Below are 26151 nucleotides of genomic sequence, written 5' to 3'. Positions count from 1 at the left end.
CTTCATCTATTCGGCCACAACCTCATAAGGGTCGTCGAACCAAAACTCTTCCAGATTGGCGCCATCACCGATCCGGTCCACCACCGCGAACAGGCCCGGCCCATGCAACGGTGTCAGCACCCCGTGCCAGGTGCCGCGATGGTAATTCACCGCCTGCCCCGCTTCGGTGACAAAGGCGCGCGGGCGGCCCGGCCTGCCGCCCTCATCCGGCGCCACGATCACCAGAAACGGCTGATGCGTCATCGGGATGAAGGCCTGACTGCCCTCGGGGTGCCGCTCGACCATGTCCAGCCGATAAGGCAGCACGCGCGGATTGGCGTTGAACAGGCTGATCCCGGCGCGGCCCTCGGCGAAATCCAGCGACGCGCGGTCGTGATAGCGGCCACACTGCCCCTGATTGATGATCTTGTCTGGCTCCCCGGCACAGTCGATCAGGTCGCCAAAAGGCGTAAAACCCGCCGCCGAGATCGGCTCGATGAGAATCCGGCTCATGACGGCAGCAGGTCGCGCAGACGAAACGCGGCGATACGCTCGACCTGACGGCAGGCCTCGGCAAACTCCGTGTCGCGGTCCTGTTCGACCCGGCGCTGGAACGCGGCCAGAATCGAGGCCTTGTCATGATCCCGCACCGCAATGATGAAGGGAAAACCGAACTTCTCCGTGTAACGCTGGTTAAGTGCGGTGAATGTCTCCCGTTCCTCATCCGTCAGCGCGTCGAGCCCGGCCGAGGCCTGCTCGGACGTGCTCTCGGCGGTCAGCCGCTTGGCCTGCGCAAGCTTGCCCGCCAGATCCGGATGCGCTGTCAACACGCCCAGCCGTTCGTCCCCGGACGCGGACCGGAACATGCGTGCCAGCGCGTTGTGCAGCCCGCCAGCGGTATCATGCGCGGGTCCGAGCTCCAACTCATATGCGCGCTCGGCAATCCAGGCGGAATGCTCGAACACGCCACCATAGGCTGCCACGAACGCATTGCGATCCATCTGCGACGGGCGCGGATGGGCAACTGGCGGATGCTCCGCCGCCCAATGCTCGGCAATCTGGAGACGCGTGGCAAACCACACGTCCTGATGCCCCTGCGCGTAGTCGAGGAAGCGCTTCAGCGCCATCACCCGCCCCGGACGCCCGATCAGGCGGCAATGCAGCCCGACCGACATCATCTTCGGCGCCCCCGCCTCGCCCTCGGCATAAAGCGCGTCGAACGTGTCCTTGAGATAGGCATAGAACTGATCGCCCGAGTTGAACCCCTGCGGCGTGGCAAAGCGCATGTCGTTGCAGTCGAGCGTGTAGGGAACGATCAACTGATCCCGCCCGCCCATCCGCTCCCAATAGGGCAGATCGTCGGCATAGGTGTCGGCGATGTAGTCGAACCCGCCCTCTTCAGCCGCCAGCCGCACCGTGTTGACCGAGCAGCGCCCGGTATACCAGCCGCGCGGGCGCTCCCCGACCACCTCGGTATGCAGCCGGATCGCCTCATCCATATCGGCGCGCTCGTCCTCCTCGGCGGCGTCCTTGTATTCGATCCATTTCAGCCCATGGGACGCGATCTCCCACCCGGCCTCCTTCATCGCCGCCACTTGATCCGGAGACCGCGCCAGCGCCGAGGCAACGCCGTAAACAGTGACGGGAATATCCTTCATCAACCGGTGCAACCGCCAGAACCCGGCCCGCGCGCCGTATTCATAGATCGATTCCATGTTCCAGTGCCGCTGGCCAGGCCATTGCGCCGCGCCGACGATCTCGGACAGGAACGCCTCGGAGGCCGCATCGCCATGCAGGATGCAGTTCTCGCCCCCCTCTTCATAGTTCAGCACGATCTGCACGGCGATCTTGGCACCGTTCGGCCAGCGCGCCTGCGGCGGCCGGGCGCCGTAACCGATCATGTCGCGGGGATAGCGGGGGGGCTGCATGGTGGTGTCCGTCTCCGGGGTTGATGTTGTCCTGACGAGCAATAGCGCGTTTCGGACCGAAAGATTTTCAAATCAAACAGAACGCTGTTTCCGATTCTTCTTATAATCCCATAGAAACAGGCCGCTCGGCTGAGAGTTTCAAAAACTTCCTGAGACTGTGTCAAATGGTTCGCGTTTGCCAAGCCGCGCCGCTTGCGGCACATCTGATGGTCAAGGCAGGAGGATTGGACCATGGCAGGATATCTGACGACCCACGTTCTGGACACCGCAACCGGCGTGCCCGCTGCGGGAATGAAGATCGTGCTCTATCGGCTCGAAGGCGAGGACCGGACCAAGCTGGCCGAGCGGGTGACCAACGAGGATGGGCGAACCGACACCCCGATCCTGCCACAGGACGCGTTCCAAACCGGAGAGTATGAGCTGGTGTTCTTCGCCGGAGACTACCTGCGTGCCGGATCGCTGGATGCATCCGAGCCCCTGTTTCTCGACCAGATCCCCATCCGCTTCGGCATGTCGGACACCGAGGCGCATTACCACGTGCCCCTGCTTCTCTCGCCCTACGGCTATTCCACCTACCGAGGCAGCTGAACCGGACCAATAGGGGCTCCCGCCCGTCGGACTGGCCTGAAAGGCCAGCCTCCCGTTGGGCCGGACGCCGCGCCTTGCAGGCGCGGCGGGATTGCGCCAGCTCTCATCGTACCACCCTATGGATCAGGCCCCGCCGGGCCCGTCAGGGCACGGCGCCCGGCCCAACGCTGTGCCGCGCCCGTAGGGCGCAAACAGGGGCTGGAGCGCCCCGGCTCCTCAGCCTGCTTGCTTTTCCGCCTCGCGCACGGACACGCCGATGCGGGCGGTCATGAATTCCATGAACAACCGCGTTTTCGGGTCCTGATGCCTGCGGTGGGTATAGAGGCACGCCATCTGCACCGGCACCGGCGGTGTCTGCGTGGCCACCGGCACCAGGCTCCCGGATTTCAGATGCGCCGCGATCTCGAACACCGGCTTCAGCGCGATCCCCTGACCCGACAGTGCCCAATCCGTCAGCACGTCTCCATCGTCGCATTCGAACCGGCCCGAGACCGCAAAGCGTTTCGGTCCGTCCGCCGTCTGCAACACCCACTGGAACTCGGTTGCCCCGGGAAAGCGCAGGTTCAGGCACTCGTGGCCGTCTGCGATCAGCGCCTCGCCAGACGCGGGCATACCCCTGCGCTCGACATAATCCGGCGCCGCGCACAGCACCCGCTGGCAATCGGCGATCTTGCGGATACGCAGCGTGCTGTCCTCAGGCTGACCGATGAAGAACGCCAGATCCAGCCCCTCGGTCGTCAGATCCACCGAGCGGTCTGTCAGCCGCAATCGCACGTCGATCTCGGGGTATTCCGCCAGAAACTCCGGCACCTGTGGCGCCAGCAACCGCCGCCCGACCCCGAAGGGGGCGGCCACGAACAGCGAGCCGCGCGGCGCCTCGGTCAGGTGCATCACCTTGGCCTCGGCGTCATCCACCGCCTCAAGCACCGCCACCGCGCCGGGATAAAAGGCCTGCCCCTGCTCGGTCGGCGTCAGGTTGCGCGTGGTACGCTGGAACAGCCGCACGCTCAGATGATCCTCAAGCTGCGAAATGCGCGCCGAGGTCACCGCCGGCGAGATCCGCAGATCGCGCCCCGCCGCGGACATGCTGCCCAGCTCGTAGACCCGGACAAAGGTGCGTATGTTGTCGAGATAGGACATCTTTTCGGAAATTTTTGATACAGCTTGGCAATATACGGGAATACCGAAGAAAACCCGGCTTGCCTAGTGTGGCGCCAATCAAGCGGAGACTGCCCCTATGTACGACCTTGCCGCCTTCTGGGACTGGATCGCCTTTGCGGTGCGCTGGCTGCACGTGATCACGGCAATCGCCTGGATCGGATCGTCCTTCTATTTCATCGCGCTGGACCTGGGCCTGCGCCAAGCCCCCGATCTGCCGCCCGGCGCCCATGGCGAGGAATGGCAGGTGCATGGCGGCGGATTCTATCACATCCGCAAATACCTGGTGGCGCCCGAGCAGATGCCCGAGCATCTGACCTGGTTCAAATGGGAAAGCTATGCGACCTGGCTGAGCGGCGCGGCACTCCTGATGATCGTCTACTGGGTGGGCGGCGAGCTGTATCTGATCGACGCCTCCAAGGCCGATCTGGCGCTGTGGCAGGGCATCCTGATCTCGGCCGCTTCGCTGAGCATCGGCTGGCTGGTCTACGACTTCCTGTGCAAATCGGGCCTGGGCGAACGCCCGACCCTGCTGATGGTGCTGCTCTTCGTGCTGCTGGTCATCATGGGCTGGGGCTATAACCAGATCTTCACCGGCCGCGCCATGATGCTGCATCTGGGCGCCTTCACCGCCACGATCATGACCGCGAATGTGTTCTTCATCATCATGCCGAACCAGCGCGTCGTGGTCGACGACCTCAAGGCCGGGCGTACGCCCGATCCGAAATACGGCAAGATCGCCAAGCTGCGCTCGACCCACAACAACTACCTGACGCTGCCGGTGTTGTTCCTGATGCTCTCCAACCACTACCCGCTGGCCTTTGCCACCGAGTACAACTGGATCATCGCCAGCCTCGTCTTCCTGATGGGCGTGACCATCCGGCACTATTTCAACACGATGCACGCCCGCACCGGCAACCCCACCTGGACCTGGCTGGCCACCGCGCTGCTGTTTCTCGCCATCATCTGGCTGTCTACCGCGCCCATGCACCAGACCCTGGAAGAGGCCGAGGCGCAGCCCCTGACCGCTTACGAACAGCGCTATGCCGCAGCCCCCGGCTTTTCCGAGGCACATGACGTGGTGCTGGGCCGCTGCTCGATGTGCCACGCGCGCGAGCCGGTGTGGGAAGGCATGCTCTGGGCGCCCAAGGGCGTGCTCCTGGAAACCGAGGCCGATGTCGCCCGCAACGCGCAGGCGATCTATCTGCAGGCCGGCATCAGCCACGCGATGCCGCCCGCCAACGTGACCTTCATGGAGCCCGAAGACCGCGCCGCCATCATCCGATGGTTCAGGGGCGCAAACGGCTGACCGCGGCGGGCCCCACCAGACCCCGCGACCCAAGATAGACGCCAAGGCTCTTTTCATCCCGGCGCCCGGATGATCTAACTGACGGATATTGAGCCGCGAGTCAGTTGCGCGGCAGCGGATATTCGCGAGTTGGGGCAGTTTGGAGCCGTGCCATGACATCGAAAAGGCCGTGGAATGCCTTGAAGCGCGGGCTGTTCATACTCTGCGTTCTGGCAACGGCTGACTCGGCAGGCGCACTGGAAACAACCCTGTCCACGCCCGGCGCATCCAGCGACCTGCGGGACCGGATCGCCGAGACCTCCTCGGTCCTGACCGCCGAGGCGCGCGGCCTCGAAACCCCGCTCGAACTGTTGTCGGCGTCGCTGTCCGATTACCGGACACTGGTGCAGATCCTCTATGACGAAGGGTATTTCAGCCCGGTCGTCAGCATCCGCCTCGACGGGCGCGAGGCCGCCAATATCGACCCGCTCAACTCGCCCGCACAGGTGAACCGGATCGACATCGCGGTACAGACCGGCCCGGCCTTCCGCTTCGGCACCGCCCGGATTGCACCGCTCGCACGCGGCACCGAACTTCCCGACGGGTTTGCCCGGGGCGCCCCCGCCAATACCAGCATCATTCAGGATGCCGCGCGCGCCGGGGTGCTGGGCTGGAAGAATGTGGGCCACGCCAAGGCCGATATCGGCGACCAGAGGATCACCGCCCGCCACAGCCAGGCAACGCTGGACACCGATATCGAGCTTCTGCCGGGTCCGAAACTGACCTTCGGCAGGATGTTCATACAGGGCGACAGCGACGTGCGCGCCCGGTCCATCGAACGCATCGCGGGCTTTCCCACCGGCGAGATCTATTCGCCGGACAAGGTGCAACGAGTGGGCACCCGCCTGCGCCGCACCGGCACGTTCAGCGTGGTTTCGCTGCAGGAACGCGAAACCCCCAACCCCGACGGCTCGCTGGATTTCGACGCCACGTTCGAGGATATGCCCAAAAGGCGGTTCACCTTCGGGGTCGAAATCTCATCGCGCGAGGGGCTGGATGTCAGCACCACCTGGCTGCACCGCAATCTCTTTGGCGGCGCCGAACGGCTGCGGTTCGAGGCCAGCATACGCAATATCGGCGGGACCGAGGATATCGATGGCCGGATCGGTCTGCGTCTGGATCAGCCCGACCGGCTGGGACCGGATGACAGCACCTTCTACGTCGCCGAGATCGAGCGCCGCAACCGCACCCATTACAACGTCACCCGCGCCGCACTGGGCTATGGTGCGCGCCGCACCTTTTCCGACCGGCTCTACGCCGAGGCGTCGGTGGCCTTCGCCTACGCGGATGCCGATGACGCCTATGGCGAGGGGCGCAAGTTCCGCTACCTGGTGCTACCGCTGCGTTCGGAATGGGATGAGCGCGACAGCAAGGTCAGCGCCACACGCGGCTTCTACCTGGACGCGCAGGCACAGCCGTTCCTTGGCCTCTCCGACAGCGACTCGGGCCTGCGCCTTTATCTGGACGGGCGCGGCTATTGGGATATCGGCACCGCCGGGCGGCTGGTTCTGGCCGGACGGGTGCAGGTCGGCTCGGTCATCGGGCCATCGGCAGACAATGTCAGCCCCGATTTCTTATTCTTCTCGGGCGGCGCCGGAACCGTGCGCGGTCAGGCCTTCGAAAGCCTCGGCATCCCCGTGAACGGTCAGACTGCCGGCGGGCGCTCTTTTCTCGGCCTCTCCGCCGAGGTACGCGGCCGCGTGACCGATGCGCTGTCGCTGGTAGGGTTCTATGACTACGGCGCAGTGGACAGCTCCTCGTTCGTCAGCGGCGATTCCGCTCATCATTCCGGCGCCGGTCTGGGTGTCCGCTACGATCTGGGCGGCTTCGGCCCACTGCGCTTCGATCTGGCCTATCCGGTGCAGGGCCCGGATGATGACGGGCTGCAATTCTATATCGGCATAGGACAGGCCTTCTGATGCGGCGCGCGGCTCTCCCCCTGATGATGGTCGCCATGACCGGAGCCTTTCCGGCAGGCGTGCAAGCGCAGGACAGCGGCGGCCTGCTGGTCGATTTCCTCGAAAGCAACCTGTCGGGCGACAACCGCAACATAAAGGTGCGCGGGCTGTCCGGTGCGCTCAGCTCGCAGGCCACCATCGAGCAGATCACAGTGGCCGATGACGAGGGCATCTGGCTGACCATCAACAACGCAGAGCTGGACTGGAACCGTCTCGGCCTGCTGCGCGGTCGGTTCTCGGTCAACGCGCTGACGGCCGAGGAAATCCTGATCGACCGTCCCCCCGGGGTGACCACGACCGACGAGCCGCTGCCGACGCCCGAGGCACAGCCGTTCCAACTGCCCGAATTGCCGGTGGCGGTCGAACTGGGCGAGATCCGTGTGGACAGGCTGGCGCTCGGCGAGCCGCTGATCGGCCTGGCCGCCGAACTGGAGGTCAACGGCGCCCTGTCGCTGGCCGATGGCGCGCTGGACACCGATCTGGGCGTCACCCGTCTGGACCGCCCCGGCGACGCGATCACGCTCAAGGCCCAGTTCCAGAACGAAGGCAGCCAGATCGGGCTCGACCTGCAAGTGGCCGAGGATTCGGGTGGCCTGATCTCGACCGCGCTGAAACTGCCGGGCCAGCCGCCGTTGCTGCTGTCGGCCAAGGGATCCGGGCCGATCACCGATTTCACCGCCGACATCTCGCTGATCAGCGAGGATACCGAGCGGGTCACCGGTCAGGTCCGCCTGCGCGAGGCCGAAATCCCCGACAGCGAAACCGCCGCCAAGGGCATCGCCTTCACCGCCGACCTGGGCGGCGATGTCACCCCCTTCCTGACGCAGGAATTCGCCCCCTTCTTCGGCGTCCGCACCCGGCTCTATCTCGACGGGCGCAGCGACCCGGACGGCCGGCTGGAGGTTTCCGCGTTCGAGGTCACCTCGAACGCCCTGCGGATGAAAGGCGAACTGGCGCTGGCCGCCGGTGGCGATCTGGAAAAGGCCGCGCTGCAGGGCCGTATCCTGCCGCCGGACGGCAAGCGGGTGGTGCTGCCCGCGGGTGACGGAAACACGACACTGGCGGCGGCACAGGTATCGGCGCTCTTCGACCAGACAAACGGCAATATCTGGGACCTGAGCCTGACCGCCGACGGGCTTGAAACGCCGAACCTGCAACTGGACCGGGCCCGGCTGACCGCGCAGGGGGTGCTGGAACAGGGCACGGCTCTCCAGCTTGACGGCGACCTGCAATCGGTGCTCGACGGGCTCGTCTTTGCCGACCCGGCCCTGAACCAGGCCGTTGGTCGCCGCATCACGCTCGACGGGCTGTTCGGCCTGCGCCAGGACAACGCGCTGGAGCTCTCCGGGTTCGAACTGGTGGGCTCGGACTACACGGTCAGCGCCGATGCTGTGATCGACGGGCTGAACAGCGGCTTCGACATGGATGGCACCGTGGCGCTGCTGGCCTCGGACCTGTCCCGCTTTTCCAGCCTGGCGCAGATGGATCTGGCCGGGGCCGTGTCGGCGGAACTGACCGGCAGCGGCGCGCCACTGGGCGGCAGCTTCGACGGCCAGCTCTCGGTCGAAGGCCGCGATCTGGCCACCGGGCGCGCCGATATCGACCCGCTGATCACCGGCGAAACCACGATTTTTCTGGATGCGGTGCGCGACGAAGAGGGCCTGACCATCCGCAAGGCCACGCTCGACGGCACCGCCCTCAAGGCCGAGGCCTCGGCCAAGGCGTCCAGCCCCGGCGGCGTCCTGACGCTGGACGGCAACGCCAAGGTCGACGCGCCGGATCTGGCGGTTTTCTCGGCACTGGCCGGACAGGATCTGGGCGGCACCCTTCAGGCCTCGGTCGAGGGCAAGGGCGCCGTCGAAACACTGGAATTCGACGCCCGGGCCGAAATCACCGGACGCGACCTGAAAACCGGAATGGCCGAGATCGATCCGCTGATCTCGGGCCGCACCTCCATCTCGCTCGACGCCGCCCGGACGCCCACACAGATCATCCTGCGCAAGGCCATCCTCAACGGCACCGCGCTCAAGGCCGATGTGGCCGCAACCGTGACCGACCCCGAGGGCTCCCCCTCGGTCGAGGGCCGGGCCAAGATCGACGCCCCCGACCTGTCGCTGTTCTCCGCACTGGCAGGGCGCGAGCTGGGTGGCACGGTCAGCGCCAATGCGGACGGGCGCGGCGCGGTCGAGGGGCGGAACTTCGACCTGCGCCTGAACATGGATGCCACCGACCTGCAAGCCGGTCTCGCCCAGGTCGACCGCCTGATCGAAGGCCGCACGACACTCAAACTCGATGCCGCCAACGATCAAAGCGGGCTGAATGTCCGCAATTTCGCCCTGAACGGCACCGCGCTCACCGCACAAGCACGCGGGTTGCTGAGCCAACAGGAGGGCGCACTGAACTTCTCTGCCGCGCTGGATGAACTGTCGCGCATCTCGCCCAGCCTGTCGGGGCCGCTGCAACTCGATGGAAACGTGTCCCCCACCGGCTCCGGGTACGAGGGCGATCTGCGCCTGAAAGGCCCCGACAGCTCCTACGCCAATCTGGTGGGACATGTGAACACCGACGGCACCGCCGATCTAGATTTCGACGCACGGATGGACCGGCTGGAACGCTTCGTGCCCGACTTCCCCGGCACCGTCACCGCCAGCGGCAACGCCAAGCGAAATGACGGCATCTGGACCATCGACACCAGCGCCAGGGGCCCTGCCGAGATCGACGCCAACGTCGGCGGCACCTTCGACGAGGGCGCGGGTGAGGCCGACTTGGCGGCAAGGGGCACGATCAACCTCGGGGTGGCGAACAAATACATCTCGCCCAACAAGATCGGCGGCACCGCCCGCTTCGATCTCGCCCTGCGGGGGGCGCCCGGTCTGGACGCGGTCAGCGGCACGATCACGACCTCGGGAACGGCGATGGCCATCCCCGGCGCGGGACAGACCATCGAGGGGATCGGCGGCACAGTCACACTGGCAAACGGCCGGGCCACTATCGCGCTGAACGGCGGGCTGCGCGCGGGGGGCGGGTTCACGGTCGCCGGTCCGTTCGATCTGACGCCGCCCTTCAACGGCCGGATCACCACCACGCTGAACGAGCTGATCCTGACCGACCAGATCCTCTACGAAACCTCGCTCAACGGCCAGATCGTGATGTCCGGCCCGCTGGCGGGCAACAGCACGCTGGCCGGGCAGATCCGCTTCGGCGAAACCAATATCAACCTCGCCGCCGCCACCGGCGCGGTCGGCGCCGCCCCGATCCCGCCAATCCGCCATGTGGGCGAGCCGCGCCCGGTCTATGTCACGCGTGAGCGGGCCAAGCTGGTCGACACCGGCGACGGCAATGGCAAACAATCGCGGATCGCGCTGGATATCTCGCTGCTGGCGCCGCAGCAGGTCTTCGTGCGCGGGCGCGGCCTGAATGCCGAACTGGGCGGAAACATCCGCATCCGCGGCACCACCGCCGCAGTCGTGCCCTCGGGCCAGATCGAGCTGATCCGGGGCGTTTTTAACATTCTGGGCCGCAGGCTGGACCTGACCCGCGGCACCGTCACGCTACAGGGCGACCTGACGCCCTATGTCGATTTCGCCTCGACCAACAGCACCTCGGAAGGTACCGCCACCATCTCCATCGAAGGGCCTCTTGACGGCCCCGAGGTCAAGGTAACCTCCGACCCCGAACGCCCGTCGGAAGAGGCACTCGCCCTCCTGCTCTTCGGCAATCAGTTCACCGAGCTTTCGCCCTTCGTCATCGCCCAGATGGCCGCGTCACTGGCACAGCTCAGCGGTGTGGGCGGGGATTCGACCAAGGGCCTGCGCGACTCCACCGGCGCCGACACCATTGACGTCGGCGCGGATTCCGGCGGCGCGGGCCGGCTCGGCGCCGGGGCCTATCTGGGCGAGAACCTCTACACCGATTTCACCGTCAACACCCAGGGCGATACCGAGGTGAACCTGAACCTGGACGTGACCGACAATTTCACTCTCAAAGGCACCGTGGACGGAACCGGCAGCACGGGTCTGGGCATCTTCTTCGAACGGGATTACTGACAGGCCACGGGTTGCTAGCGGCGGATGCCGATGGGGCGGCCGATCTGGGGCGCGGGCTCCAGCCCGTTGTGGTCCCTCAGCATCCGCGCCAGCCGCGCCACGGCCCAGTCCGGATACGGGGCCGAGCGTCCGGTGTCGTGGCTGACATTCATGAACAGCCCCTCCTGCGTGGCACAGAGCGCACCGTCCGCCTCCGCAAACATCTGCGCAAAGTAATGCCCGCGCTTGTGATCGTGATCGAGCAGCCGGATATGGTAATTGAACCGCTCGCCCTGCCGCACCTCGCGCAGGAACTGCAGGTGCGACTGCAGGATGTACGGCCCCTGACCGGAATGCGTGACCATGTCCCCGCCCATGCCCAGATGGTCGGTCAGCATCACCTCGAACGCCATATCGAAAGCGACACCGTAATAGCCCACATTCATATGGCCGTTATAGTCGATCCACTCCGGCCTCACGTCGAAACCGGGCACCACCACGGGTGCCGGATAAGGGCCGTCATGGCCGCCGGCCGGGGTCTGAGTCATCGCTCCCTCCTGTCGTTCACCTTCAGCTTGCCCGTCTCTTCTCCGGTGTCCAGAGGCACTAAAGAAATAGGCGACCCCAGTGGGACCGCCTCAAACCGGTGGCAAGCCTCACGAAACCGAAGGTTCCACGCGCCGGTCGAATAGATGTGACAAGGGCCGCGCCCGACCCTGGGTGGGCGCTTGCACAACGCAGGAACAGAGCGGACCGCTCAAAACATGCGACCTCGGCAGAGATTAACACGACGTCACAAATGCGCCCTCCCGGGGGAGGGGTGAGGAGCGAAGCCGGCATCCTTCCAGTGGAAGGATGCCGGTGACGAACGGGCGGAGCCCCGGCGGGCGCGGCCTAGGCTGACGCCCGTGCCAAACAGAAGGGAGATGGTGGTTTGGAATAGCTTCCCAGATTTTGCGGCCGGGTCCCACGAGCCGAGTGACTGTCAACGCTCAAGGGCGGCCCCATTGGGACCGCCTCAACAACGTTCATCACCCGAACGCCTATTCCGCCGCGATGGCTTCGATCTTTTCCACCCGGATCGCCGAGAACTTGAACTCGGGGATCTTGCCATAGGGGTCGATGGCCGGGTTGGTCAGGATATTTGCCGCCGCCTCGACATAGGCAAACGGTATAAACACCATATTCTCGGCAATCGCCCGGTCGGCCCGGGCCATGATCTCGATCGAGCCCCGCCGCGTGGTCAGACGCACCATGTCGCCCGGCTCGATCCCCATCAGCTTGAGCGTCCGGGGGTTCATCGAACAGTTCGCTTCCGGCTCGACGGCATCCAGAACGTTGGACCGGCGGGTCATCGACCCGGTATGCCAATGCTCCAGCTGACGGCCCGTGGTGGCGATCATCGGATATTCGTCGTCCGGCGCCTCATCCGGCGGGATCACGCTGGCCGGCGTGAACTTCGCCCGGCCCCCGGCACGCGGGAACCCGTCCCCGAACACGATTGCCTGACCGGGATCGGTCTCGCTCAGCGACGGATAGGTGATGGTCTCGGTTTCCAGCCGCTCCCAGGTGATGTTGTCGAGCGATTCCATCGTCAGCTTCATCTCGGCAAAGACCTGGGAGACATCCGTGTACGCCCAGTTCAGCCCGATCCGCTGCGCCAGCTCGACCGTGATCGCCCAATCCTCGCGCGCCTCACCCGGAGGCGACACCGCGGGCCGCACCCGCTGCACCTGACGGTTGGTGTTCGACACGGTGCCGTTCTTTTCATAGAGCGCCGAGGCCGGCAGGATGATGTCGGCATAGTTCGCCGTCTCGGTCAGGAAGATGTCCTGAACGATCATCAGGTCCAGCTTGGCCAGCGCCTCACGCGCATGGTTCACATCCGGATCGGACATCGCCGGGTTTTCGCCCAGAATATACATGCCCTTGATATTGCGGGCATAAATCTGGTCGATGATCTCGGTGACGGTCAGGCCTTTCTCGTTCGAGAAATCCTCGGAACCCCAGACACCGGTGAACTGTGCGCGAATACCGTCATCGGTGACCGACTTGTAATCCGGCAGGAACATCGGGATCAGGCCCGCATCGGACGCGCCCTGCACGTTGTTCTGCCCCCGCAGCGGGTGCAGACCCGCACCCGGTTTGCCGACATTGCCGGTCATAAGCGCAAGGCTGATCAGGCAGCGCGAGTTATCCGTGCCATGGATATGCTGCGACACGCCCATGCCCCAGAAGATCAGACCGGCCTCGGCATTCGCAAAGATGCGGGCCACGCGGCGCAGCTGATCCGGTTCGATGCCGCAAATCTCGGACATTTTCTCGGGCGTGAAGGCGCGCAGATGCTCTTTCTCGGCCTCCCAGTTCTCGGTCCAGCGGTGGATGTACTGGCTGTCATACAGCTCTTCCTCGACGATCACGTTCATGATCGCGTTCAGCATCGAGACATCGGCACCCGGGCGGAACTGCAGCATCTCGGTCGCGAATTTGCGCATGCCGACGCCGCGCGGGTCCATCACGATCAGCTTGCCGCCGCGCTTGGTGAACTGCTTGAAGAAGGTGGCCGCAACCGGGTGGTTCTCGATCGGGTTAGCCCCGATGATGATCGCCACATCCGCGTTTTCAATCTCGTTGAAGGTCGCGGTCACAGCGCCCGAACCCACATTCTCGATCAATGCCGCCACAGACGACGCATGGCACAGGCGGGTGCAGTGATCGACATTGTTGTGCTTGAAACCCTGCCGGATGAATTTCTGGAACAGGTACGCCTCTTCGTTGGTGCACTTGGCCGAGCCAAAGCCCGCAACGCTGCGCGGATCTTCGTCGCGCAAGGCCATCAGCCTGGTGGCCGCCAGATCCATCGCCTCTTCCCAGGTCGCTTCGCGGAAATGGGTCGAGAGGTTGCCCGGATCGACGTTCAGCCCCTTCTCAGGCGCATCCTCACGCCGGATCAGCGGCTTGGTCAGGCGGTGTGGGTGGTGGATGTAATCGAACCCGAAGCGGCCTTTGACACACAGACGGCCTTCGTTGGCGGGGCCATTGATGCCCTCGACATACTTGACCTTGCCGTCCTTGACCTTCAGCGAGACCTTGCAGCCCACGCCGCAGAACGGGCAGACGCTTTCGGTCTCGGTATCGTAGTCCTTGCTGTCGCCAAGCTGCTGATCGTCCAGCACGGTGGCGGGCATCAGAGCACCCGTCGGACAGGCCTGAACACATTCGCCGCAGGCCACACAGGTCGAGGCCCCCATCGGGTCGTTCTGATCGAACACCACCTGAGCGGTATGCCCGCGACCGGCCATGCCGATCACATCATTGACCTGCACGTCGCGGCAGGCGCGGACGCAGAGGTTGCAATTGATGCAGGCATCCAGATTGACGCGCATCGCAACGTGGCTGTCATCCAACAGCGGGATCTTCTCGGGCTCCTTCGCCGGAAACCGGCTCTCCGAGACGTTGTTCATCCCGGCCATGTCCCAGAAATGGCTGGACACGTCATGCGGCTGCTCGGGCTGATCCGCCACCAGCAGTTCCATCACCATCGCGCGCGACTTCTCGGCGCGGTCGGTGTCGGTCTTGACCACCATCCCGTCTGCCGCCGGGCGGATGCACGAGGCGACCAGCGTGCGTTCGCCTTCCACCTCGACCATACAGGCCCGGCAGTTGCCGTCGGGTGTATAGCCTGGCGCAGGCTTGTGGCACAGATGCGGGATCACCAGACCCCGGCCATTGGCCGCGTCCCAGATCGTGGTGCCCTCGGGCACGGTGACGTCATCGCCGTTCAGGTTGAAGGTGACGGTCTTGGTTGGGCTTGCGTCAAGCATGGCGCACCTCCGTGGCGAACGTGAAAATGAGGGCGGCGCCCGGCCCGAGGGGTGGGCGAGAAGCGCCCGCCCCATGGGGGCGGGTCGGGCGCTGCCCGGCGGTACCCGCCGGGCTAGAGATCGGATCGAAGCGCATCCTCAGATCTCCTCCGCAAAATGCTTCATCACCAGACGGATCGGATTCGGCGCTGCCTGCCCCAGACCGCAGATCGAGGCATCACCCATGACCTGACACAGATCCTCCAGCAGCTCCTGATCCCAGCGCTCGGCCTCCATCAGCTTCACCGCCTTTTCGCAGCCCGCCCGGCAGGGCGTACACTGGCCACAGCTTTCGTCCTCGAAGAACCGCAGCATGTTCAGCGCCGCATCGCGGGCGGTGTCCTGATCGGACAGAACCACCACCGCCGCCGACCCGATAAATGTGCCCAGCGGTTGCAAGGTGTCAAAATCCAGCGGGACATCGTCGATCGACGCGGGCAGCAGGCCCGAGGACGGCCCGCCCGGCTGATATGCCTTGAACGCATGGCCCTCGGCCATGCCCCCGGCGGCATCAATCACATCCAGAATGGTCGAACCCGCCGGCAGCAGGTAGACCCCCGGCTTGGCCACGCGGCCCGAGACCGAATAGCTGCGCAGACCGGTACGGCCGTTCTTTTCAACCGAATTCAGGACCTCCGGCCCCTCCCGGCACACCTTGGCGACCCAATAGAGCGTCTCGACATTGTGCACGAGCGTCGGGCGATCAAAGACCCCCACCTGCGCCACGAACGGAGGACGATGACGCGGCAGACCCTTCTTGCCCTCGATCGACTCGATCATCGCGGATTCTTCGCCGCAGATATAGGCACCGGCCCCCCGGCGCAGGTCGATATAGCCCTTGGCGACGATACCGGCTTCTTCCAGCGCGGCAATCTCACGGCGCAGGATCTCCAGCACCGCCGGATATTCGTCGCGCATATAGATAAAGCAGGTCTCGGCCTCGACCGCCCAGGCGGCGATCAGCATGCCCTCCAGAAAGACATGCGGCGTGCGCTCCAGATAGTAGCGATCCTTGAAGGTCCCCGGTTCGCCCTCGTCGCCATTCACGGCCAGATAGCGCGGACCATCGTTCATCCGGACAAAGCCCCATTTCTTGCCCGACGGGAAACCGGCCCCGCCGAGCCCCCGCAGCCCCGAGGCCAAAACCTGTTCCTGCACCTGCTCCCAATCGCCACCCTCGCGCAGCTCTCTCAGCTTGGCATAGCCGCCGTTCTCAGAATAACGGGCAAAACCCTCATACTCGGGCAGATGCGCATGGGTATCCCCCGCCGCGATGGCGGCATCGACCTTTTCCGGGGTGGCATGGTCGATATGGTTATGCCCGATCTCCAGCACCGGCGCCGTGTCGCAACGGCCCATGCAGGGCGCCCGCAGCACACGCACTTGTGAGGCATCCAGCCCCTCCTCAAGCGCCTTTTTCAACTGCTGGGCGCCGGCCATCTCACAAGACAGGGAGTCACAGACCCGGATGGTCAGCGCGGGCGGCGGCACCTCATCCTCTTTCACCACGTCGAAATGGGCATAGAAGGTGGCGGTCTCATAGATCTCGGCCTGCCCGATCCGCATCTCAACCGCCAGTGCGGCGATGTGATCGGCGCTGATATGACCGTGGGCATCCTGGATCAGGTGCAGGAACTCGATCAGCAGGTCACGCCGGCGCGGACGGTCGCCCAGCAGACGCTGCACTTCGGCCTGCGCCTCATCCGTGAACTGACGGCCCTTGGGCGTGCGCCGCCCCTTGCCTTTACCTGACTTCCAGACGCCCTTTGGCGCGCCTGATGGCTTGGTATCCAATGGTGCCATGATGCCCTCCGATTGAGATCCCCGTCTCTCATCAGCTCATCATATCGTCAAATCGCAAAACTCAATCGCACGATAACGACAAATTATCACCTTAAAGAGGATACCACACGCCGCAACGCCGCCACGGTCGGCAGCTCCGGATCGCGATCCAGGGTCGCCAGACAGATCGGTTTCGACACCTCCGGCTCGACCAGCGGCAACACCGTCGTCCCCGCCGGATCGCCCAGCGCCCGGATCAGCACGCGCGGCACCACCGCCGCGGCCAGCCCCTCACGCGCCATCACCATGGCGGCGGTAAACCCGCTGGTCTCGGCCACCACCCGCGGATGCAGGCCCAGCTCGGCAAAGATCCGGTCCAGAATGCGGCGGTTCTGCATCTGCGGCTCCAGCAGGCACAGCGGAAACTCGGCCACCCGCGCCCAGGGAATCGGGCCGGTCTCGTCGGTCATATGCGACGGCACCAACAGGACATAGCTTTCCTCATACAGCGGCTGCACATGCCGCAGATCGGTGCCGATACTGTCGCCATAGGTGACGCCCGCGTCGATCGTGCCATCGTCCAGACCCTGCTGGATCGCGGTCGAGGACATCGAATCGATCCGCGCCACGATCTTGGGATGCGCCTGATGCAGCCGGCGCACCAGCCGTCCGGTAAAGGCCAGCGCCGTCGGGATCACCCCAAGGATGAGCGCGCCGGAAATCTCGCCCCGGATCGACGCCACCTCCTGCTCCAGCGCCTTGGTGTCCCCCAGAATGCGGCGGGCGCGGCGCACGATCATCTCGCCCTCTTCGGTCAGGCCCTGAAACCGGTTGGCGCGGCGCACGATGGACAGGCCCAGCCGATCCTCCAGATTGCGGATACGCATTGAAAACGCAGGCTGCGAAATACCGCATTCCTCGGCCGCCTTGGCGAAATGGCGATGCCGCGCCAGGGCGCTGAGCAGTTGCAGGTCACGCAGTTCGATCACTTGGGTAGTCCTCGGGCCGGGTCCGGCCTTACAATAGCGATGGCGGCACCGGGTGAAACCCCTGTTGCCGCAGGGCGGCGAAGCCCGCCGTTGACAGAAATGCGATTCGATCAATATCATTCGCATACTAACGAGATTGACCTTTGGGGGGAGATCGGACGTTTGCACTATTTCGCGCCGACCGAGTTGGACGAAGCACTGGACCGCCTGTCCGCGGGTCAGGTCCGGATCGTCGCCGGAGGCACCGATTTCTACCCCTCGCGCAGGGATGGCGCGCGCCAGACCGACCTGCTGGACATCACCCGCATCGCCGGGCTGCGCGGTATCACCCGCAACGACACGGGCTGGTGCATCGGCGCCGCGACCCGATGGAGCGACATTGCCCAGGCCAACCTGCCCCGCGCCTTTGCCGGGCTTCAGGCCGCCGCGCGCGAAGTGGGCGGTATCCAGATCCAGAACGCCGGAACCGTGGTGGGCAATCTCTGCAACGCCTCACCCGCCGCCGACGGGGTGCCGCCGCTCCTGACGCTCGGGGCGCAGGTCGAGATCGCCTCGGCCAAGGGTCTACGCACCCTGCCCCTGACCGATTTCATCACCGGCGTGCGCCGCACTGCGCTCACCGGGGATGAGATGGTGACCGCGCTCGTGCTGCCCGAACCGCCCGCCGGGGCGGTCGGCAGCTTCGAAAAGCTGGGCGCGCGGCGATATCTGGTGATTTCGATCACGATGACGGCGGCTCTGATCGCACTCGAAGATGCCGGGCGGATTGCCCACGCCCGGGTGGCGGTCGGCGCCTGTTCGGCAACCGCCCAGCGCCTGCACCGGTTGGAGTCGGAACTGACCGGCGTGACACCCGACGCGGCTGTTGTGACCCCGGACCATCTGCGCCCGCTCAGCCCCATCGACGATGTGCGGGCCAGCGGTGCCTACCGGCTGGACGCGGTGGCCGAGCAATGCCTGCGGGCCATCAAAACGGCGGGAGGGTCTGATGGACCGGCGGGTTGAGAACGACACTGTCGGTTTCTCGCTGAACGGCCTGCCCGTCAGCCCCCGCCCCCGCGTGGGCGAACGCCTCTCCGAAACCCTGCGCGAACGGCTGGATGCGCGCGACGTCAAGATCGGCTGCAACGCAGGTGATTGCGGCGCCTGCACCGTCCTGGTCGACGGCGATCCGGTCTGCGCCTGCCTGATGCCCGCGCATCAGGCCGAGGGGCGCGCGGTGGAGACCTTGGCCGGGTTCATGCAGAGCGACCCCCTTATGCAGCAACTGGCCGACAGCTTTCAGGCCCATGGGGCGGCGCAATGCGGGATCTGCACGCCGGGCATGATGGTCGCCGCACTGGCCCTCCTGCGCCGCACGCCTGACCCAGACAAGCTCGCGGTCAAGGACGCCCTCGGAGGCGTGCTCTGCCGCTGCACCGGATACCGCAAGATCATCCGCGCGGTGATGGAGGTCGGGAACACTCCGCCAGTTCCGCCCAGCGGCGAGGTCGGCGCCGCCATCCCGCGTCTGGACGGGCTGGCCAAGGTCGCAGGGAATGAGCTCTACGGCGACGACGTGGCGCCCGCCGGAACATTGGAGGTTCGGCTGATCCGCTCTCCCTACCCCCGCGCCGGGTTCACACTCGGCGATCTCGACGCCTATGTCGCCGCCACCGATGGCATCGAAACCGTCCTGACCGCCGCCGATATCCCGGGCCGCAACCTGTTCGGCACCATCCCCGATTTCATCGACCAGCCGGTCTTTGCCGAGACCGAGGCGCGATTCCGCGGCGACCCGGTCGCCGCCATCGTCGGCACTCCCGAGGCGATCGCCACATTCGACCCGGCCCGGTTCCCGGTCACCTGGGACGAACGCCCCCCGGTCGACGATGTGGCCGAAGCCATGGCCCCCGAAGCCCCTCTCCTGCACGGCGGGCGCGAGGGCAACCTGATGTGCGCCGGGCTGGTGCAATGCGGCGATCCCGAGGCCGCGCTGGCGCAGGCGGACACGGTGGTCGAAGGCCATTACCACAGCGGTTTCGTCGAACACGCCTATATCGAGCCCGAGGCAGGTTTCGCCCAAATGGCCAACGGACGGGTCGAAGTCCATGCCTGCACCCAGGCCCCGGTGATGGATCAGGAATCACTCGCCGATATCCTCGGGACGGACCGCTCTCAGGTCCGCATCATCCCCACGGCGGTGGGCGGCGGCTTCGGCGCCAAGCTCGATCTGTCGGTGCAGCCCTATCTGGCGCTCGCCACGCTCAAAACCGGCAAGCCGGTGCGCCTGACCTATTCGCGCACCGAGTCGATGCAGGCCACCACCAAGCGGCACCCTTCCGATCTCCGCCTCCGCATCGGCGCGACCCGGAACGGCCAGCTCAGCGGGTTCACCTTCGACGGCCTCTTCAACACCGGCGCCTATTCCAGCTGGGGACCGACCGTGGCCAACCGCGTGCCCGTCCACGCCTCGGGCCCCTACCGCGTAGCTGATTATCGCGCCGAGGCCAAAGGCATCCACACCCACAACCCGCCCGCCGGCGCCTTCCGCGGCTTCGGCGTGCCACAGGCCGCCATCGCACAGGAAGGCCTGTTCGACGAACTGGCCGACACGCTGGGCATCGACCGGCTGGACTTCCGCATCCGCAATGCGCTGGAAAACGGCACCCAGACCGTCTGCGGGCAGGTGTTCGACCAGGGTGTCGGCATCCGCGCCTGCCTCGAAGCGTTACGCCACGCCTGGGACCGCGAACGCACCGCCACCGCCGCATTCAACGCGCAGAACAGCACAATCAAACGCGGTGTCGGCGTGGCGGCGGGTTGGTACGGCTGCGGCAACACCTCGCTGCCCAACCCCTCGACCATCAAGTCCGGCATCCGCGCCGACGGCACCGTCATGCTGCACCAGGGCGCCATGGATATCGGCCAGGGCGCCAACACCGTCATCGCCCAGATCTTCGCCACCGCGCTCGGAGTGCCCGTGGACACCCTGCACCTGATCGGCCCCGACACCGACGTCACCCCGGATGGCGGCAAAACCTCGGCCTCGCGCCAGACCTATGTCTCGGGTAACGCCGCGCGGCTCTCGGGCGAAGCGCTCCGGGCGCAAATCCTCTCCCGCGTCAATGCCAGCACAGGCGCGCAACTGAACATCCACACCGGCACGATCCGCATCACCGACCGGGGCGACTCCCACGACATCGACCTGACCGCCCTGCCCCGGAACAGCGAAGGCTACGTCCTGCGCGCCGAGGAAACCTATGACCCGCCCACCAGACCGCTCGACGAAAACGGACAGGGCATTCCCTACGCCCAGTTCGGCTATGCCGCGCATCTGGCGGTGATCGAGGTCGATACCCGCATGGGCACCGTCACACCGCTCCGCTTCACCGCCGCCCATGACGTCGGCCGCGCCATCAACCCGCTGCTGGTCGAGGGCCAGGTCGAAGGCGGCATCGCCCAGGGCCTCGGCATGGCACTGATGGAGGAATACCTCCCCGGCACCACCGAGAACCTGCATGACTACCTGATCCCCACCATCGGGGACATCCCGCCCATCGACACCATCATCATCGAGGAACCGGACGCCCACGGCCCCTATGGCGCCAAGGGGCTGGGCGAACATGCACTGATCCCGACCGCCCCGGCCCTGCTCAACGCCATTCGCGATGCCTGCGGCGTGCAGATCACCGAGGTTCCCGCCACGCCCGCGCGCCTGCGGGCCGCTATCCGAGAGCAAAGCCATGACCGCTGAGCGCATGAAACCGGAAAAGATCCGCTGCGACGCCTGCCCGGTGCTCTGCTACATCGCCGAAGGCCGCTCGGGCGCCTGCGACCGCTACGCCAATCACGGCGGCACGCTGGTAAGGCTCGACGCGCTGACGGTGATCGAACACACCGACCAGAAACTTGTCCCCTTCATGAAGGACGCCCGCCCCGACGAATGGGATGGCGACATCCTGCAAGGCAGCCGCCCCTTCGTCACCGCCGTGGGCGCAGGCACCACCTATCCCGACTACAAACCGGCCCCCTTCATCGTCAGCCAGGAGGTCGCGGGCGTCGACATGGTCACCGTCGTGACCGAGGGCATCTTCTCCTATTGCGGGGTCAAGGTGAAGATCGACACCGACCGCCATATAGGCCACGAACGCGACGTGGTGCGGGTCGAGGGCGAGCCCATCGGCCATGTGATGACCTCGGAATACGGTTCCAAGATGCTGTCGCTCGGCGGGGTCGAGCACCTGACGGGCGGCTCCAAGAAAGAGGGCCGCGTGACCTGCGACGCTCTGCTCCGGCTCTGCAACCGCGAGGCGGTTGAGATGGTGATCGGTGAGCCCGAACATGAAACGACTGTGATCGTGCAGGCGGGCCAGGCCCCGATCATAAACGGGATCGAGGAAAAGCTGATGCGCGTCGGCTGCGGCTCTGCCGCCATCGGCATGTTCGCCAAGCAATGGATGGGCCACGCGGACGAGGTGGTGGTGGTCGACGATCACATCACCGGCGTGCTCAGCGAACATCAGGCGGGCAAGATGCTGGACGTGCCGCCCACCGGCATCCGCATCAAGGGCCGCCGCTCCACCCCGGGGCGTTACTTTCAGGTGGCCGAGCCGGGCACCGGCTGGGGCGGCACCGACATCACCGACCCGCTGGTGATCCTGAACACGTTCAAGCCCGAGGTCGCCTGGCCCGGCCTGCGCCTGCTAATGGTATCGACCACGGGTGAGCAATATGCCTATTTCGAACTGGACGCCGACCTGACCCCGCAACCGGCAGAGGTTCCGCAAGCGCTCAAGGCCTCCGCCGACCTGATCGCCGAAAACTGCGAACCCTCGGTCTGTTCGGTCCTGTTCATGGGCGGCGCGGGCGGGTCGCTGCGCGCGGGCGTCACCGAGAACCCGGTGCGCCTGACCCGCTCGGTCAAGGATTCGCTGGCCTATGTCTCCTGCGGCGGCGCCGACAGCTATGTCTGGCCCGGCGGCGGCATCACGGTGATGGTGGATGTGCTGGACATGCCCACGCAATCCTTCGGCTACGTCCCCACCCCGGCGCTGGTCGCCCCCATCGAGTTCACCATGCGGGTCAGCGACTATCAGGCGCTCGGCGGGCATATGGATCAGATCACGCCGGTCGCGCAGGTGGTCTCGGACAGCGACCGCAAGGTGACGCCCGAGGACACGAAGTCCGACCCGATGGACCGCAAGAACTACCGCTGGGCGAGGTGACATGGGACCGGTGGCCGCCATATTGCCCTGCGGGACCCGGCTGCATCTGCAGCACGGGCCGATCGACCTGATCATCGGGGCAGACGGGAACCGCGCCCGCGCTTTCGAGGCCGCCCGCGCCCGGTTCGACACCATCCTGCAGGAACTGGTTGACGAGCTGCAAACGCTGCGCGCACCGATGACACCGGACGCACCGGAACCGTCAGGCCGCGTCGCGCGCCGGATGGACCGAGCCACCCGCTCTCATGCCGCCAGTTTCGTCACCCGCATGGCCGCCGTCGCCGGAGCCGTCGCCGATGAGGTGCTGGATGTCATGACACAGGCCACCCCCCTGCGCCGCGCCTATGTGAACAACGGCGGCGACATCGCCATTCATCTGACCGGAGACGAGACATTCTCGATGGCGATGCGCGATCTCGGCGGTAGGGACCTTGGCCGCATCGCCCTCCACGCCTCGGACGGGATCAAAGGCCTCGCCACCTCGGGCCTCGGCGGGCGCAGCCTCAGCCTCGGCATCGCCGACAGCGTCACGGTCCTCGCCCGCAACGCGGCAGCGGCGGATGTGGCCGCCACGTTCATCGCCAACGCGGTGGACCTGCCCGGCCATCCGGCGATCCGGCGCGTCGCCGCCAACGAGCTGCGCGACGACAGCGATCTGGGCAGTCGGCCGGTCGTGACCCATTGCGGCGATCTGACCGAAAACGAGGTTTGGCGGGCTGTACAAAACGGACATAAGGTGGCGCAGGACATGTACAAAACGAACACAATACGCGCCGCGCACCTGACCCTGCGCGGCCAGTCCTGCCAGGCAGGAGGCCGCGACATGGTCGCCCCGAACCGAACGGAGATTGCCGAACATGCCTGATGTCGTGCTGCGAAAAACCGTCTCCTCGCTCGAAGAAATCTACCACGAGGGCGGCCCGGTCTCCGACACACCGCTGCGCCGCGCCTCGGTTCTGGCCATCATATCCAACCCGTTCGCCGGGGGTTATGTGACTGAAATTCAATCGTTTATGGAAGACCTCAAACCCCTCGGCCTGCAAATGGCACAAAAGCTGCTCGACATGCTGGGCGGGCCTGAGACCGTCGAAGGCTACGGCAAGGGCTCCCTGATCGGCGAGGGCGGGGAGCTGGAACACGGCGCGCTGTGGCACGCGCCGGGCGGATACGCCATGCGCCAGCTTCTGGGCAAGGCCAATGCGATCGTGCCTTCTTCAAAGAAAGTCAGTGGGTTAGGCGCGCGCCTCGATGTGCCGATCACCCATATCAACGCCGCCTACGTGCGCAGCCATTTCGACAGTATGGAGGTCGGCTGCAACGACGCCCCGCGCGCCGATGAGCTTGCTTTCGCTCTGGTGATGACGACCGGCCCGCGCATCCATTCCCGCTCGGGCGGGCTCGAGGCCTGGCAGATCAAGGGAGAGGACGGACTGAGATGACCAAGATTCGCAAGATCGCCGTGAATGTCGAGGAAACCCATATCGAGGCGGGCCGCGACATCGCCCCGCCCACCCGCAAGGCCGTCGCCGTGGCGGTGATCGAAAATCCCTGCGCCGGGCGTTATGTCGACGACCTGTCCGAGCTGATGGAAACCGGCGCCGAGCTGGGTGCCCTGCTGGGCCGCCGCTGTGTCGAGGCATTGGGCATCGCCCCGGAACAGGCTGAAAGTTATGGGAAATCCGCCATGGTGGGCGAGAATGGCGAGTTGGAACATGCGGCCGCAATCCTGCATCCCAAGCTTGGCGCACCGCTGCGCAAAGAAGTCGAGAAAGGCGCGGCACTGGTGCCGTCGTCCAAGAAGATGGGCAGCTCCGGGCAGGTGCTGGACGTGCCGCTGGGCCACAAGGACGCCGCTTATGTCCGCAGCCATTTCGACGGCATCGAGGTACGCCTGAACGACGCGCCGCGCGCAGGTGAAATCATGGTTGCCGTGGCCGTCACCGACAGCGGCCGCCCCCTGCCCCGCGTCGGCGGGCTGACGACGGATGAGGCCGAGGGGAAGGACGGTTTGCGCTAACCGCATGACCTTGCGTCACTTTGGCACTGACAACCACGCAGAAGCCGGGCACAACTGGCCGCGAAACAAGATCAACAGGAGGACATGACATGACCCTGATCAGACGCACCGTGCTGGGTGCACTCGCCGCCCTTCCCCTTGCGGCACTAACCCCGCAGGCCCACGCGGCGGACACCATCGTGCTGGGCGAAGTAAACAGCTACACCCGCCTCCCAGCCTTCACAGAGCCCTACAAAAAAGGCTGGCAACTGGCGGTCGAACAGATCAACGCGGCAGGTGGCGTCGGCGGCAAGCAGCTTGAGGTGATCAGCCGCGACGACACCGGCGACCCGGCCACCGCGATCCGGATTGCCGAGGAACTGGTCTCGAAAGAAGGCGCAGTGCTGATCTTTGGCACCTTCCTGTCGAACATTGGCCTGGCAGTCTCGGACTTCGCCAAGCAGAAAGAGGTGCTGTTTCTGGCCTCGGAACCGCTGTCGGATGCCATCGTTTGGTCCAAGGGCAACAAATACACCTATCGCCTGCGCCCCTCGACCCATATGCAGGCTGCGATGCTGGCCGAGCAGGCCGCCAAGCTGGACGCAGTGAAATGGGCCACCGTGGCGCCGAACTATGCCTACGGGCAGGACGCCGTGGCCGCCTTCAAGCGCGAGCTCAGCAAGCTGCGCCCTGATGTGGAATTTGTCGAGGAACAATGGCCTCCGGTCTTCAAGATCGACGCGGGCAGCACCGTGCGGGCGCTTGAGGCCTCGAAGCCTGATGCGATCTTCAACGTGACCTTCGGCGGCGATCTGGCCAAGTTCGTCCGCGAAGGCTCGCTGCGCTTCCTGTTCGAAGATCGCGATGTGGTCTCGCTGCTGACCGGTGAGCCGGAGTATCTGCAACCGCTGGCAGGCGAGGCGCCCAAGGGCTGGATCGTCACCGGCTACCCGGCCACCGATATCGCCACCGACGAGCACAAAGCCTTTGCCGAAGCCTATATCGAGAAGTTCGGGGAAGAGCCCAAGACCGGCTCGATCGTGGGCTACAACTCGGTGCTGGCCATCGCTGCCGCGCTGGAAAAAGCGGGCTCGACCGAGACCGAGGCGCTGCTGGCCGCGATGGAGGGTCTGACCGTCGAGAGCAGTCCGACCGGCCCCTTCACCTTCCGCGCCGCCGATCACCAGTCGACCATGGGCGCCTATGTGGGCAAGACCGGGCTGGTCGATGGCAACCCGGTGATGGTGGATTGGTCCTATGCCGATGGCGCGGATTACCTGCCGTCCGAAGAAGAAGCCGCCGGGATGCGGCCCGCGGAATAAAGCCCCTG

Annotated in this window: 18 protein-coding genes; 11 read left to right on the top strand and 7 right to left on the bottom strand. The window is 65.5% G+C overall.

All coding sequences use genetic code 11. The features are described from left to right. Window positions 1-6: 6 nt before the first annotated feature. Together GOX53_RS02825 and puuE are read right to left on the bottom strand one after the other, a co-directional pair. Entirely contained in the window at window positions 7-492 is a 486-nt protein-coding gene (locus tag GOX53_RS02825; RefSeq protein WP_171173494.1) for an ureidoglycolate lyase, read from the bottom strand. Further along, a complete protein-coding gene (puuE, locus tag GOX53_RS02820; protein WP_171173493.1) occupies window positions 489-1907 on the bottom strand; it encodes an allantoinase PuuE in 1419 nt (472 codons plus the stop codon). The genes GOX53_RS02825 and puuE overlap by 4 nt, the downstream gene beginning before the upstream one ends. A 231-nt stretch (window positions 1908-2138) precedes the next feature. Here puuE and uraH point away from each other — a divergent pair, with 231 nt between their 5' ends. Further along, entirely contained in the window at window positions 2139-2495 is a 357-nt protein-coding gene (uraH, locus tag GOX53_RS02815; RefSeq protein WP_171173492.1) for a hydroxyisourate hydrolase, read from the top strand. Window positions 2496-2711: 216 nt separating this feature from the next. Here uraH and GOX53_RS02810 read toward each other — a convergent pair whose 3' ends face one another. Then, window positions 2712-3635, bottom strand: coding sequence for a LysR family transcriptional regulator (locus tag GOX53_RS02810; protein ID WP_171173491.1), 924 nt, complete (start codon window positions 3633-3635; stop codon window positions 2712-2714). Between the two features lie 97 nt (window positions 3636-3732). Here GOX53_RS02810 and GOX53_RS02805 point away from each other — a divergent pair, with 97 nt between their 5' ends. From GOX53_RS02805 to GOX53_RS02795, 3 genes are all read left to right on the top strand, one after another. Beyond that, window positions 3733-4962: a urate hydroxylase PuuD gene (locus GOX53_RS02805; protein ID WP_171173490.1), complete on the top strand. Its 1230-nt coding sequence runs from the start codon at window positions 3733-3735 to the stop codon at window positions 4960-4962. A gap of 152 nt (window positions 4963-5114) precedes the next feature. Further along, window positions 5115-6920 (top strand): autotransporter assembly complex family protein, encoded by a 1806-nt coding sequence (locus tag GOX53_RS02800; RefSeq protein ID WP_171173489.1) that lies wholly within the window; start codon window positions 5115-5117, stop codon window positions 6918-6920. Between the two features lie 35 nt (window positions 6921-6955). Next, window positions 6956-11005, top strand: coding sequence for a translocation/assembly module TamB domain-containing protein (locus GOX53_RS02795; protein WP_254446442.1), 4050 nt, complete (start codon window positions 6956-6958; stop codon window positions 11003-11005). A 14-nt stretch (window positions 11006-11019) separates the two neighbouring features. On the opposite strand, the gene GOX53_RS02790 is transcribed toward GOX53_RS02795, so the two are convergent. From GOX53_RS02790 to GOX53_RS02775, 4 genes are all read right to left on the bottom strand, one after another. Then, complete coding sequence (locus tag GOX53_RS02790) at window positions 11020-11532, bottom strand: thioesterase family protein (protein ID WP_171173487.1); 513 nt, start codon at window positions 11530-11532, stop codon at window positions 11020-11022. A gap of 495 nt (window positions 11533-12027) precedes the next feature. Then, window positions 12028-14808, bottom strand: coding sequence for a formate dehydrogenase subunit alpha (fdhF, locus tag GOX53_RS02785; RefSeq protein ID WP_171173486.1), 2781 nt, complete (start codon window positions 14806-14808; stop codon window positions 12028-12030). A 138-nt stretch (window positions 14809-14946) separates the two neighbouring features. Beyond that, the gene (locus GOX53_RS02780) at window positions 14947-16650 is read right to left on the bottom strand and encodes an NAD(P)H-dependent oxidoreductase subunit E (protein ID WP_171173485.1); all 1704 of its coding nucleotides are present in this window, start codon (window positions 16648-16650) and stop codon (window positions 14947-14949) included. 86 nt (window positions 16651-16736) lie between these two features. Then, window positions 16737-17618 (bottom strand): LysR family transcriptional regulator, encoded by an 882-nt coding sequence (locus tag GOX53_RS02775; RefSeq protein ID WP_171173484.1) that lies wholly within the window; start codon window positions 17616-17618, stop codon window positions 16737-16739. A gap of 162 nt (window positions 17619-17780) precedes the next feature. Between GOX53_RS02775 and GOX53_RS02770 the strand changes: the two genes are divergently transcribed. From GOX53_RS02770 to GOX53_RS02740, 7 genes are all read left to right on the top strand, one after another. Further along, window positions 17781-18623 (top strand): xanthine dehydrogenase family protein subunit M, encoded by an 843-nt coding sequence (locus GOX53_RS02770; protein ID WP_254446441.1) that lies wholly within the window; start codon window positions 17781-17783, stop codon window positions 18621-18623. Beyond that, on the top strand, window positions 18607-21354 hold the full coding sequence (locus GOX53_RS02765) for a molybdopterin cofactor-binding domain-containing protein (protein WP_171173483.1): 2748 nt from the start codon (window positions 18607-18609) through the stop codon (window positions 21352-21354). The genes GOX53_RS02770 and GOX53_RS02765 overlap by 17 nt, the downstream gene beginning before the upstream one ends. Beyond that, window positions 21344-22825: a 6-hydroxynicotinate reductase gene (locus GOX53_RS02760; protein WP_171173482.1), complete on the top strand. Its 1482-nt coding sequence runs from the start codon at window positions 21344-21346 to the stop codon at window positions 22823-22825. The genes GOX53_RS02765 and GOX53_RS02760 overlap by 11 nt, the downstream gene beginning before the upstream one ends. Before the next feature lies 1 nt (window position 22826). Beyond that, a complete protein-coding gene (locus GOX53_RS02755; protein ID WP_171173481.1) occupies window positions 22827-23690 on the top strand; it encodes a UPF0280 family protein in 864 nt (287 codons plus the stop codon). Further along, window positions 23683-24264: an amino acid synthesis family protein gene (locus GOX53_RS02750; RefSeq protein ID WP_171173480.1), complete on the top strand. Its 582-nt coding sequence runs from the start codon at window positions 23683-23685 to the stop codon at window positions 24262-24264. Before GOX53_RS02755 ends, GOX53_RS02750 begins: the two co-directional genes overlap by 8 nt. Further along, complete coding sequence (locus tag GOX53_RS02745) at window positions 24261-24842, top strand: amino acid synthesis family protein (RefSeq protein ID WP_171173479.1); 582 nt, start codon at window positions 24261-24263, stop codon at window positions 24840-24842. Before GOX53_RS02750 ends, GOX53_RS02745 begins: the two co-directional genes overlap by 4 nt. A gap of 89 nt (window positions 24843-24931) precedes the next feature. Then, the gene (locus GOX53_RS02740) at window positions 24932-26143 is read left to right on the top strand and encodes an ABC transporter substrate-binding protein (protein ID WP_171173478.1); all 1212 of its coding nucleotides are present in this window, start codon (window positions 24932-24934) and stop codon (window positions 26141-26143) included. The last annotated feature ends 8 nt before the right edge of the window (window positions 26144-26151 follow it).

This window comes from Ruegeria sp. HKCCD8929 (assembly GCF_013031405.1).
Lineage (GTDB): Bacteria > Pseudomonadota > Alphaproteobacteria > Rhodobacterales > Rhodobacteraceae > Ruegeria.
This window is presented reverse-complemented; position numbering and strand designations above follow the sequence as displayed.